Below are 12,743 nucleotides of genomic sequence, written 5' to 3'. Positions count from 1 at the left end.
CCCAAACTATATAAAGTGATTACTTCAAACTGTGGCAGTACAGCATTCCAAAAGAAGCTGAATAAAGCCATCACAAGCACGTACCACCAGAAGCCGGTGTGAAGATAGAATGCCAGAAAAAAAAGTAGTGTTAAAAGGGTACCATACCTTACCAATTCAAGACGTTTACCATAGTGGTCTCCCACCCAAGCCCATACGTTGGGAGCAAGCACTTTAGTTACCATCAATATCGAAGTAATTTGTGCAATTTCAATTAAGTTGAAACCGGTGTCTTCAAGATATAAACCCCAGTACGGAGCGAAGCCACCTAATAAGGCAAAATAAAAGAAGTAAAAAGAGGATAATTTAAAGTAGAGTGACATGATCTTAGCCTCCCCCTTCGGAAAGGGAGGCTCTTTTCAGCGCTTTATTCAGCACCTATTCAGACAGAACGGGGAATAACAGGTGTCGCACAATGAACATCCGCATTCTGGCCACGATTTCGCATAAAGTGATCCATTAAAACTAAAGCCATCATCGCTTCTGCTATAGGTGTAGCACGAATACCCACACAAGGGTCATGTCGGCCGTGAGTTGATACTTCAATCGGATTACCGTTAATGTCAATGCTTTTACCTGCTAGGTGCAAGCTTGATGTAGGTTTTAATGCAAGGCTAGCAACAATATCCTGCCCCGTGCTAATCCCCCCCAAAATGCCACCAGCATGATTAGATAAAAACCCCTCTGGGGTCATTTCATCTCTGTGTTCCGTCCCTTTCTGGGCAACGGAGTCAAAACCGGCGCCAATTTCTATGCCTTTAACTGCATTAATACTCATCAATGCATGCGCTAATTCAGCGTCTAAACGATCAAATATTGGCTCACCTAAGCCTGGAGGCACATTACTCGCAACCACCACGATTTTTGCACCAACAGAATTGCCTTCTTTATTTAACGCTTTCATATAAGTTTCCATTTCTGGAACCTTATCAACATCAGGGCAGAAAAAGGGGTTATTACCCACTTCATCCCAATCAACTTTATCAATCTTTATTGGACCAAGCTGTGATAAGTAGCCTTTTATTTCTATACCAAAACGCGTTTTAAGGAATTTTTTTGCAATCCCTCCTGCTGCGACCCGCATTGCAGTTTCTCTTGCAGATGAGCGACCGCCACCACGGTAGTCTCGTGTGCCATACTTTTGCATGTAGGTGTAATCAGCATGAGCGGGTCTAAAGGTATCTTTAATATTAGAATAATCTTTAGATCGCTGATCGGTATTCTCAATAACAAGACCAATAGGCGTACCAGTCGTTTTCCCTTCAAACACACCAGATAAGATTTTTACCTGATCAGCCTCTTTGCGCTGAGTTGTATATCGAGAGGTACCAGGCTTTCTTCTATCAAGGTCACGTTGAAGGTCTTCTTCACTCAACTCCAGACCTGGAGGGCAGCCATCAACAATACAACCTAAAGCCAAGCCGTGACTTTCTCCAAAGGTTGTTACGCTAAATAATTTTCCAAATGTATTACCAGACATAGTATTCGTTCTTTTTCATAATTAAGTTTTTGGTTTAAGCTTTGTATTAACCCTTAAAAAAACCTTGATATTGATCTAGCTCTGCCGCGCTGATAATAAATACACCATGGCCACCAAACTCAAATTCTATCCAGGTAAAAGGAATTTCAGGGTAAGCGTCATCCAATGCATCACAGCTGTTTCCAGTTTCAACAATTAACAGGCCATCATCAGTCATATATTGTCGTGCATCTTTAAGTATACGGTGAACAATATCCAGCCCGTCAATACCTGCAGCCAAGCCCATCTTTGGCTCTTGATGAAATTCTTCCGGCATTTCTGAAATATCTTTAGCATCAACATAAGGAGGATTAGAAACAATCAGTTGATACTTTTTACTTACATTTTGGAATAAATCAGACTGAATTAAGTGTACTCGGTCTTCTACTCCGTGTTTCTTTATATTAATGGCTGCAACTTCAAGAGCCTCTTCTGAGAGGTCTACCAAGTCAATATTTGCTTCAGGAAATATCATACCCGATGCAATACCAATACAACCGCTACCCGTGCAGAGATCCAGGATTCGAGCAGGCTCCTGGGCCAACCAAGGCTCAAATTCGTTGTCGATAAGCTCTGCGATAGGCGAACGAGGTACCAGTACACGCTCGTCGACAAAATAAGGCTGGCCACAGAACCAAGCCTCGTTGGTAATGTAGGCCGCAGGAATTCGCTCGCTGATACGGCGCGAGAGAACATCAATAACCGCTTTGCGCTCACATAGGCTAAGGCGTCCGTCCAATACTTCACGGCCACTATCTTGGGGCAAATGCAAGGCAAAGAGAACAAGCTGAACAGCTTCGTCCCAGGCATTGTCGGTACCATGTCCCATAAAGAGTCCCGCCTCGCCAAAGCGGCTGGCACCCCAACGAATATAGTCTCTGACGCTAATAAGTTCGCTCAGAAGTGCTTCACGTCGTTCAATCACTGCTTAATCACCCTTAAATTGAGACCGCCATTGTACTGGCCTGCCGCGTGAATAACACCCAAAAAAAGCTTTACCTGCCTCTCATCATATCGTAACTTACTGCGCCTTTAGCGTAGTTTAGCCACAACCAAACACGGAAAACCCATGAAAGAGCAGTTTGCCAAAATCCTTGAAGCCATCGGCGAAGATCTGGAGCGCCCCGGCTTGCTCGATACCCCCGCCCGCGCGGCCAAAGCGATGAGCTTTCTGACCCAAGGCTACCAACAAGATCTGGACACTGTGGTCAATGGTGCCTTGTTCCCCTCTGATTCGAGCGAAATGATCATCGTTAAGGATATTGAGCTCTATTCGATGTGTGAGCACCATATGTTGCCCTTTATTGGCAAGGCACACGTTGCCTATATTCCAACGGGTAAGGTCTTGGGCTTGTCGAAGATAGCGCGTATTGTGGATATGTTTGCACGCCGACTACAGATTCAAGAACAATTAACGGTGCAAGTTGCAGAAACGATTCGCGATGTAACGGGTGCGGCGGGTGTCGGCGTGATTATAGAAGCCAAACACATGTGTATGATGATGCGCGGCGTGCAAAAGCAAAATTCATCGATGATCACCTCAGTAATGTTGGGCTCTATGCGCACATCTGATGCTACTCGTAACGAGTTCCTTCGCTTAATTGGTAAATAAATTTTTAGTTGATGAAATCCATGCCAACAACTATTGGCATGGATTTCCCATACGTTACTGCCTGAGACATAAAGCTCTCTATGCTGGTGCAGTCAAGGTTAAATAATCAGGACTTGACCGAAGATTGACTATTGCGTTGCACTTTTAAAGGGCATAAACACGTTACATTAAAGAGAAAGTCACTATGTTTAAAAAAAACACCATTCATTTTTTTGTTCTTTTTAGTTACTTGCTATTTGCCCACACTGCTTATGCAAAAAATACTCATGCCTATGGGCCAAAAGAATTTTCGGTAGAAAATAAATGGACCGCTATTGTTGCCGCCTATGCCCCAGAAATTAAAGCCATTGATCAAGCATTCAGTCAACTTGCAGATGCTCAGATCACTCAAACGCTAACCATCAAGGGAGTCAAATACCAACTGGGTTCATACAAGGGAGAGCCAGTGGTGATATTTACCACAGGTATAAGCGTACCTAATGCGGCTATGACGATGCAGATGGCATTGGATTATTTTCCAATTGACCGAGTAGTCATGATGGGTATTGCTGGTGCCGTCAATCCCGATTTTCAACCAGGAGACATTGCTGTACCAGAACGCTGGTATTTCCACGATGAATCCGTGTATGTGAATCCTGATCCCAAAAGAGCCGGCAGCTTTGTATTGCCTGATTATTACGAAAATGCACAGAAGAAATACAAAGAAAGACGCAAACAAGATCCCCATTCGCCCGCGTATGAGAACTTTGGCTATATTCACCCAGAAGAAATGACAATAGTTAAACAGGGCTGGGATAAACCTAGACAAATGCCCTATTTCACAGCTACAACTGAATTAATCGAACTGGCTAAAAAAGCCGTTAAAGCCGTCAGCCCAATCAATATGCCTTCAGGCAACCCCATCCAAATCAAAGTAGGCGGAAATGGCGTAACAGGTTCGGTGTTTCTTGATAACGCTCAGTACCGCAATTGGTTACAGCGGGTTTACAATGCTCAAGTGACTGAAATGGAATCTGCTGCGGTGGGCCAAGTCTGTTTTATCAACGACGTAGACTGGGTAATAATTCGTTCAATTAGTGATTTAGCAGGCGGCCAACACGGCAAAAATGTTGAAAATGTATTTGATGGCATTGCGTCTGGAACAGGCACAAAATTGATGATTGGTTTACTCGACCAAATTGTTATTGCGCAAAAGGCTCAGTAGCATTTTTAAATAGGTACGTGGGCATTTACCGCTGCATATTATTAAACAATTCTAATGATTTAAAAAAGCTGAGCAAAAGCTCAGCTTTTTAATCAAAATTAAACGCTTAGGATTCGTAGTAAATAAGCTGTCTCAGGTCAAATACAGACATTTCATCGGCTCAGACCTCATTTATTTCTACTCAAAAATAATCTTTATACTTTTTATAAACTTTCTTTTTTTCACCAAATACTTCTAGTAAATCTAAGTTTAAGAAGACCCCCCCATTTTTATCTTTTCGATGAACATAACCAATACTGTATTTATTTTTAATGTGAAGTGTGAAGCCGTGTCCGACAGCGCTAGTTTCAGCTCTGTCGTTATAAATACTAGTAAACGAAAATCCAATACCCTCTTTCCACCAATTCATACCTACCCATTCCAAAGCGACACTTACTTGGTCTCTATTACCTTTTTCTAATTCCTTTACATGCTCATAAACAAGACTAGGACGTAACAAAAACCACTGCGTGGTAGGTGGCCCAGTTAAGTCAGCACCATTAAATTTATCGGATTGAATAACAGTGGTGAACCAAACATCTAAAGGGGTTTGGTATCGCGCCTCTTTAATAAAGGATTTCCAGTCACTTTGAAGTTGACCTAATAGTTTTCCATTATTTTCTAAAAGTTCTGAATTGAGTAATGAGAAGGCTGGCTTAATGGCATTATTTAAACTGTCAATCGCATTTTGGCAATCAATATCCTTGTTTGAGGTTTTACAGGATTTTTTTTGTTCTCTGTCAATTTTCATTTCAAGGTAGTTTTGCGAATGCGGTGTGAGATTGACCCTAAAGTTAAAACGGTCTTTACCTACCCCTGGCCCTAGATCATTCATACCAAATAATATGGGATTTAAATAATCAAACGTCGCCTTATAATTTCTAAGCTGCTCTTCCCATAATTGAGCAATATTACTTACTCCAGTAAATATCTCTTCAGGGAATGTATTTTTAATATCTGCATTAGCAAAAACTGCATAATCAGTTAACGCGTTTTCAAAAGAGCTTATTTCTTCGTCGGTGATTTGTAATACGTTTTTACACAGCGTTGGACCTAAAGCTTTCGCTAAATTTTGTAATGAATTATGTTGAGTTGGGTAGTTATCAAAATAATTTTTGTCATACTCACATCTCAACTTGATATCATTTTCGTCTGCATGGCTAGTACTGACCACTAATAAGGCCAGTGCCACTAAAAGATACTTTTTCATATTGGTTTTCCTTAACGTTTAAGCTTGGTCCATCATGTCTGTTATTTTTTCTTGGAATGAATCTGCGGCTTCTACAATAGCCAAAATAGCTTTGAATTTATCCATCGGTTCATTTTGTTGATGCAGATTATCAAAAGTGGCTTTAAGTTGTTTGTAACTATAATTGATACTAGTTGAGGCATGCTTAGTAGTACCTTGCGCGTATTGTTCGTCGGTAACAGATATATTTAGCACGTTAGATAAAAAAGCCTCTGCGACTATCGGGGCTTCCATATACTCCTTAAGATCATGAGTATCTATTTCTCTGACAGTTTTAACAGTAATATGCCTGCCACTTTGGTTTATCGGTCGTTTATATTCTTTAAACCAAGTAAAGGGGTCAAATTCATTTTTTATGTTATAAAATTCGCTTGTACATCCATCACTGTCGCAACTTACGATGGATTCATTTGGGTCGGCGATATCATTTAATAGATTAACGAGCCTACTTACGTTGGCGACTGTCCAAATAGAATCAATCTTAAAGCGGTCGACATCTAAGTGAGGAACTTTTGAGGTTATATCGGTATCTTTTCTAAACAGTTTTGCAAGAGTGTCATGTAACACTGCAGTACCTAAACTATGCGCTACTATATGAAGCTTTCTATTGCCTTGCTCTCGCTCAATCATTAAGTCATTTATTTTTTTTGCGAGATCTACACGAATGTTTTCGCCCCAAAACATTAAACCGTAATAAATCACATCCAGCCAATGAGTGTTGAAAAACTTATCTTCATCTGCTTCAGAAAAAAACTCTACTAACTCTGAGGCTGCTTTTTCACCCAGTCCACGACCTTTTAGAAGCGATAAATGGTCAACTAATTCTCCCGCTTTTTTAGCATCCTTAAGTCTGATTTCATCAAGAAAGTCAGAGTAATTAAATTGAAAAAATTCAACTTTATCGTTGACGTCAAAATCTGATAATCCAAAGTTTTTAGCTGCTTGATTTAACCCATCAGCAATAGCTTTCTTTGTTTCACCAGGTTTATGCGTACCAATTCCATGTATTACTAAAACCATTGGTTTATTCATATGAGTAATTCCTTCTCTGTCGAATTTGTATAAAAAGTAAACTCGTCATTTATAACATAGTTAATATTACTTGGCTGCTCTAAAGCAACCCCGTCCTGTAACAGAGCAATAAGATTTGATACCAAATTTATTCGGAGCCCGCTATTGGTGTTTCGTTATTTATAACGAAAAGTGAAGAGGCAACTGCCTATTGTGGTAAATGTAGCAAAGGCCCCCTAAAGTTGTTTGCACTGTGTCCACAAATGTTTGTACTTTTCGGTCAATCTTTAAAACAAACAGTGCTCTGCGTTGTGGGGCGGGAAGATTTTGACAAATTTGCCTTTTTTTATTTAAGTGACTAAACATCATTAGGTAGCTAGTGGAAACTTAATGCTTGGAATAATAGGAGCTGTATGTCTGTTGGTAGCTCTAAGCTGAACTTCGGCTAAGTGCCATTACCTGCCGTTGGTGAACCACTTACTTAACGATTACAAATAGCAGGTAGTGAGGATTTACAAGCTATTACACGTCATTCCCGCGAAGGCGGGAACCTCCTGTTAATTCCCGTAACTTCAATTGAGATCGCTTAAAAACACCACAACAGAATCATAATCCCACTAACTTTTAAGATGATGAAAACAAGGTGTTTAGAAATTTTTCAGTTGTTATTGGGGGTTACCGCCTTCGCGGGAATGACGGAGAATAGACGAGAGGTTGTCACCGTCTGCGCTCTCAGTATAGGCGATTGTCACCGTTACTTAATCGTTTGACTATAATTCGCTCTTAACAGACATCCAACACAAACAAAAAAGCCCTCTTCAAAGAGGGCTTTCATCAAACATATTATTTACTGGGAACAACTTAACGCTCTACCACTGCATTGTGATAAACGTGTTGCACGTCGTCACAGTCTTCCAACATATCCATAAATTTGTCAAAAGTCGCTACATCATCGCCACTCACAATAGACTCAGTTTGTGGGATAAAAGTAATTTCTTCAGCTTCAAATTCAATCTCAGGGTTATTTTCAGTTAGGGCGGTGCGAGTATTATTAAATTCAGTATGTGGTGCATATACGGTTACTACGCCGTCCTCTCCCTCAACTTCGGTGACATCAACATCAGCTTCCATCAAAGTTTCTAATACTGCATCTTCATCATCACCTTTAAATGCGAATACCGCTTGGTGATCAAACATATGCCCTACTGTTCCCTCAACACCTAACTTAGCGCCGGTTTTAGTAAAACAATTACGCACATCCGTTATAGTACGGTTGTTGTTGTCGGTTAAACAGTCAACAATCACCATACAGCCACCTGGGCCAAATCCTTCATAACGAGCTGGCACATAGTCTTCACCCGCGCCTCCCGCTGCTTTATCAATGGCTTTATCAATGACATGACTGGGGACTTGATCTTTTTTAGCTTTTTCGATCAGTCTGCGCAGAGCTAGATTTGCCTGAGGATCTGTACCTCCATTTTTGGCAACCACATAAATTTCTTTGCCGTACTTAGAATAGACTTTAGTTTTTGCTCCAGCAGTTTTTGCCATGGAGATTTTACGTACTTCAAACTTTCTTCCCATTGAGTTTTTCTCTTCTAATAATGTCGAGCAACCGGCTCGATTAGATTTAATGTACAGGATTTTACCGATATTCTAAGTAGATAACAAAACCCATTCGATTCTAAGGTCTTTGCTTTCTCAAATGACCTAAATAGGTTTATTTAAGGAATGTGCTGTGATGCAAGGTAATCATGAGACTGCATTTCTTTTAGCCTACTTAAACAGCGCCTAAATTCAAAATTAAGTTGGCCTTCAGTATAAAGTGTTTCCATCGACACCTCCGCTGACATAATCAATTTCACATTGCGTTCATAAAACTCATCTACCATAGCAATAAAACGCCGTGCGATGTCATCTGTTGCCTGCCCCATTTGTTCTACGTTGGCAATGAGTACAGTGTGATAGAGGCGACTTAATTCCATATAATCACTCTGGCTACGAGGGCCATCGCAAATCGCGCGAAACTCGAACATGACAACGCCATCAGCATAATGCAAGGTTGGGATCATCCGACCTTCGACTTCTATTTCTTGATTGTTGGTGCCCAGCTCTGGGGCCAGTTGTGCAAAATATTTATCTAAATTTTGAATGGCTTTCTCATCTAATGGGTAATGAAAAATTTCTGCCTGCTCTAAAGTTCTAAGTCGGTAATCTACGCCACTGTCTACATTGACAATACGCGTATTTACATTGATTAATTCAATCGCTGGTAAAAACCGTGCTCGTTGTAAACCATTACGATAAAGGTCGTCAGGTATTATATTTGAAGTAGCAACTAACACGATACCGTGGCCAAAAAGCTCTTCCATTAAGGTGCCTAAAATCATTGCATCGGTAATGTCAGAGACAAAAAACTCATCAAAACAAATCACTCTTGTTTCTTTGGCGAATGTTTTAGCGATTGTTACTAGCGGATCTGGTTGACCTTCTAGGACTTTCAATTCTTGATGCACTCTGTGCATAAAGCGGTGGAAATGAACACGCATCTTTCTTTCAAAAGGCAAACACTCATAAAAAGTGTCAACTAAATAGGTTTTCCCACGCCCTACTCCACCCCAAAAATATAATCCTTGGATACTAGGTTTACGCATCCCTTTACCGAACGTACTCTGTAGCTTAATTCGCCACGTCAGTTTTTGCTCGGGATGGGTTAATTCGTCATACAGACGCTGTAATTCCTTTACCGCATTTTCTTGGGCGGCATCATATAGAAATTCAGGATCTTGTAAATCATTTTGATATTTTTGCCATGGCGTAAACTCAATCATTCTTTGCTGCTGTTCCTTTGACTAATGTGTGTTTTTAACACTTGAATACAAATAAAATGACCGAATTGAAAATGCTGAGCGTATAATAACGCATATTGCAGGCTTGCTCATGTTCATTACGCTATAAATTATTAAATAGTAACGGTGTAGATGAGTAGATATCAGTTTAGAAATAGGAGTGGTTATGGATTGGTTAGTAGGGTTATTGTTATTGCTTGTTGGCGGAATCATTGGCTTTTTTGTTGCTAAATATTTCAGTACAGAGAAACAAAGTACACCGGATGAAGCGGCAAAAGAGCAAACAATTCAAGAATTAATGAATCAACAGGCGACTATGCATGTGCAAGAAACTAAACAAATTGCAGACAGTTTAATTGCTCAATCAGCCTCATTAAAACAGCAGATTGAAAGTTATGAACAGCTACTAATCAGCCAGCAGGCCATGCCAGATGGTAGCTCACTGAATTATTTCGGTGAACACACTACGGCTTATTTACGTAATAAAAGTGCGAAACCATCTCGGGTAAAATCGAATGCAGATATACAACCATTAGATTTTTCTTCGCAAAGTTCTGGACTGTTCTCAGGTCAAGAAGAGGCCCAAGTTAAAGAAACCAAGTAATGAACTTTCTCAGTTTTTAGATAGTCTTTGTATTGTTTTTAAATATTGATGTTGGAGATGATAATCGATGAATAAAATAGTTAATCGTTTTTTTGTAGCATGTTGCATCGTTGTGGCAAGTATGTCGGTCACTTTAGTGTCTAACGCTGCTTTACCTTTCTTCTCAAATGATAAAGGTGAGGTACCTAGCCTTGCTCCGATGTTAGATAAAGCCACGCCTGCAATTGTCAGCATTTCAGTTGAAGGTACCCAAGTATCACGTCAACGTGTACCCGAAATGTTTAAACATTTCTTTGGAGGTACAGATGAACAAGTACAAGAAAGGCCTTTTAAAGGGTTAGGTTCGGGTGTCATTATCGATGCCAAAAAAGGATACGTGGTAACGAATAATCACGTTGTAGACAACGCCGATGAAATTACAGTTAAGCTAACCGACGGTCGCGAATTCAAAGCCAAAAAATTAGGTGCTGATGAACAAAGTGATATTGCACTGCTAAAAATAGATCCAGATGCATTAACCTCTATGCCTTTGGCAGATTCTGACGAGTTAAGAGTAGGTGACTTTGTTGTCGCTATTGGCAACCCTTTTGGTCTGAATCAAACAGTTACCTCAGGCATTGTTAGCGCGCTTGGACGCTCTGGTTTAAATATAGGTGGATACGAAAACTTTATTCAAACTGATGCTGCGATTAACCGAGGGAATTCAGGTGGAGCTTTAGTCAGCCTTCGTGGAGAATTAGTAGGGATTAACACGGCTATTTTTGGACCTAACGGCGGAAATGTCGGTATTGGTTTTGCTATACCCAGCAATATGATGAAAAGTTTGGTCGATCAGATTATTGAATTTGGTGAAGTCCGCCGTGGTTTACTCGGCATTATGGGTCAAGACATTGATTCTGGCTTAGCTGATGCGATGAACCTAGATGTCAACCAAGGCGCATTTGTAAGTGAAGTATCGCCAGACTCTGCAGCGGAAAAAGGCGGCATTCAAGCGGGTGATATCATTACCCAAATTGACGGCAGATCAGTTGCTAGCTTCCAAGAGCTAAGAGCAAAAGTAGCTAGCAGAGGTGCCGGCGCTAAACTTGAATTGACAGTTTTACGTAAAGGCAAACGTGAAAAAGTAAATGTAGTACTCGGTGATGCTACCCAAAATGTAGTGGTTGCCAAAGAATTACACCCTGCTTTAGAAGGTGCAACCTTAACTAACGGCATAACTCAACAAGGCGATAAAGGCATAGTCGTTTCAGAGCTTGAATCACGCTCCCCTGCTAATCGGATTGGCTTACAAGATGGGGACGTTATAATCGGTATTAACCGTAAGAAAGTGGATACTGTTTTGCAATTACGCACAGAGCTAGAAGAGGCAAAAGGAGTCATCGCGCTAAATGTTAAACGTGGTATTTCCTCTTTATATTTGGTAATCCGTCAATAAAAACTGACCATTGATAGCAGCACTAAACACTAGTGCTGCTATCAACTCCCTGATTTCAATGCTATTATTCAAATCATCTGATGTAAAAATACTTAATTACTGCTTGTGCTAAAAACCTTATCTTTTTTACTAAAATCCATCCTTATTGGCGTGATCATTTCATCGATTATATTGTTGTTGGTACCTGATTTACGAGAAGGTAGCGGGCTGCCACTGACTTTATTCACTGAACAAGAAAGCTCAAAAAAACTCAGTTTTAATCCAGCGGTAAATGCTGCTGGGCCAGCAGTAGTTAATATATACAGTACGAGTATTGACAGCGCTGGTTACAATCGCAGACGTCCGGTCGAGCGTAACAGTTTGGGTTCAGGCGTAGTTATGACTTCAAGCGGTTACATTTTGACTTGTTATCACGTTATAGCTAACGCCAAGTTAATAATGGTGTTACTCCAAGATGGTCGATTCGAAGAAGCTCAAATTGTTGGCTATGACCAAATAACAGATTTAGCAGTCTTGAGTATTTCTGCGGAAAATTTGCATCCTATACCTCAACTAGATAATCCCAAAACCTTAGTAGGTGATGTGGTATTAGCTTTAGGTAATCCTTACAACTTAGGACAAACAGTAACCAAGGGCATCGTTAGCCGTATAAGTAACAATGAACTCAATCAGTATTTCGATTATATTCAAACTGATGCGGCACTTAACGAAGGTAACTCTGGTGGTGCACTGGTCGATAGTGAGGGGTTCTTAGTCGGTATTAACAACGCGAGTTTTAAAACGCGTATTGGCCGTAACAGAGTTGAATCGGTTGATGGTGTGTCTTTCGCCCTACCCTATGAATTGGCAAATAAAGTATTCAGCGAAATTGTCGCCACAGGTAAGGTCACTCGTGGTGCATTGGGCTTTGTCGGACAACAACAACAGGTTGGACCAAACAGCACTGGGATTATGGTTACTAGTATAGTCTCAGGAGATCCAGCCGACTTAGCAGGATTGAAGATTAGAGATATTGTTCTATCGGTTGATGGCACTCCAGTGGTCAGTATTCGCGAAACCCTAGATTACATTGCAAATACAGAACCGGGCAAAACCATCATTTTTGAAGTGAACAGAGATGGCACCATTTTAAAATTAAACATGATAGTGGCAGAGTTACAGTAATACCAATCATATAGAGGG

At 40.6% G+C, this 12,743-nt stretch carries 12 protein-coding genes; 5 read left to right on the top strand and 7 right to left on the bottom strand.

Annotated elements, in window-relative coordinates; all coding sequences use genetic code 11:
* The 3 genes from QZ488_RS01515 to prmB all read right to left on the bottom strand — a co-directional run.
* Positions 1-362: MFS transporter (locus QZ488_RS01515; protein ID WP_293745864.1), on the bottom strand; the 362-nt coding region annotated here is incomplete at its 3' end.
* Between the two features lie 59 nt (positions 363-421).
* Positions 422-1,519 carry a chorismate synthase gene (aroC, locus tag QZ488_RS01510; protein WP_293745863.1) on the bottom strand — a complete coding sequence of 366 codons (1,098 nt, stop codon included), beginning with the start codon at positions 1,517-1,519 and terminating at the stop codon, positions 422-424.
* A 46-nt stretch (positions 1,520-1,565) separates the two neighbouring features.
* Positions 1,566-2,483, bottom strand: a complete 918-nt coding sequence (gene prmB, locus QZ488_RS01505) for a 50S ribosomal protein L3 N(5)-glutamine methyltransferase (protein ID WP_293745862.1) — start codon at positions 2,481-2,483, stop codon at positions 1,566-1,568.
* Between the two features lie 144 nt (positions 2,484-2,627).
* Between prmB and folE the strand changes: the two genes are divergently transcribed.
* Both folE and QZ488_RS01495 read left to right on the top strand, forming a co-directional pair.
* Positions 2,628-3,170, top strand: coding sequence for a GTP cyclohydrolase I FolE (folE, locus tag QZ488_RS01500; RefSeq protein WP_293745861.1), 543 nt, complete (start codon positions 2,628-2,630; stop codon positions 3,168-3,170).
* Between the two features lie 184 nt (positions 3,171-3,354).
* Positions 3,355-4,374 carry a 5'-methylthioadenosine/S-adenosylhomocysteine nucleosidase gene (locus QZ488_RS01495; protein ID WP_293745860.1) on the top strand — a complete coding sequence of 340 codons (1,020 nt, stop codon included), beginning with the start codon at positions 3,355-3,357 and terminating at the stop codon, positions 4,372-4,374.
* 181 nt (positions 4,375-4,555) lie between these two features.
* Here the strand turns inward: QZ488_RS01495 and QZ488_RS01490 are convergent, their stop codons facing one another.
* From QZ488_RS01490 to zapE, 4 genes are all read right to left on the bottom strand, one after another.
* Entirely contained in the window at positions 4,556-5,623 is a 1,068-nt protein-coding gene (locus tag QZ488_RS01490; protein ID WP_293745859.1) for a hypothetical protein, read from the bottom strand.
* Between the two features lie 18 nt (positions 5,624-5,641).
* Complete coding sequence (locus QZ488_RS01485) at positions 5,642-6,694, bottom strand: hypothetical protein (protein ID WP_293745858.1); 1,053 nt, start codon at positions 6,692-6,694, stop codon at positions 5,642-5,644.
* A gap of 840 nt (positions 6,695-7,534) precedes the next feature.
* Positions 7,535-8,257, bottom strand: a complete 723-nt coding sequence (locus QZ488_RS01480) for a YebC/PmpR family DNA-binding transcriptional regulator (RefSeq protein ID WP_293745857.1) — start codon at positions 8,255-8,257, stop codon at positions 7,535-7,537.
* A 140-nt stretch (positions 8,258-8,397) separates the two neighbouring features.
* Positions 8,398-9,504, bottom strand: coding sequence for a cell division protein ZapE (gene zapE, locus QZ488_RS01475; protein WP_293745856.1), 1,107 nt, complete (start codon positions 9,502-9,504; stop codon positions 8,398-8,400).
* A 184-nt stretch (positions 9,505-9,688) separates the two neighbouring features.
* Between zapE and QZ488_RS01470 the strand changes: the two genes are divergently transcribed.
* From QZ488_RS01470 to QZ488_RS01460, 3 genes are all read left to right on the top strand, one after another.
* Positions 9,689-10,126: a DUF1043 family protein gene (locus tag QZ488_RS01470; RefSeq protein ID WP_293745855.1), complete on the top strand. Its 438-nt coding sequence runs from the start codon at positions 9,689-9,691 to the stop codon at positions 10,124-10,126.
* Positions 10,127-10,193: 67 nt separating this feature from the next.
* Complete coding sequence (locus QZ488_RS01465) at positions 10,194-11,561, top strand: DegQ family serine endoprotease (RefSeq protein WP_293745854.1); 1,368 nt, start codon at positions 10,194-10,196, stop codon at positions 11,559-11,561.
* Between the two features lie 105 nt (positions 11,562-11,666).
* Positions 11,667-12,725 (top strand): trypsin-like peptidase domain-containing protein, encoded by a 1,059-nt coding sequence (locus tag QZ488_RS01460; RefSeq protein WP_293745853.1) that lies wholly within the window; start codon positions 11,667-11,669, stop codon positions 12,723-12,725.
* The last annotated feature ends 18 nt before the right edge of the window (positions 12,726-12,743 follow it).

It is taken from the genome of uncultured Paraglaciecola sp. (assembly GCF_913020055.1).
GTDB lineage: Bacteria > Pseudomonadota > Gammaproteobacteria > Enterobacterales > Alteromonadaceae > Paraglaciecola.
This window is presented reverse-complemented; position numbering and strand designations above follow the sequence as displayed.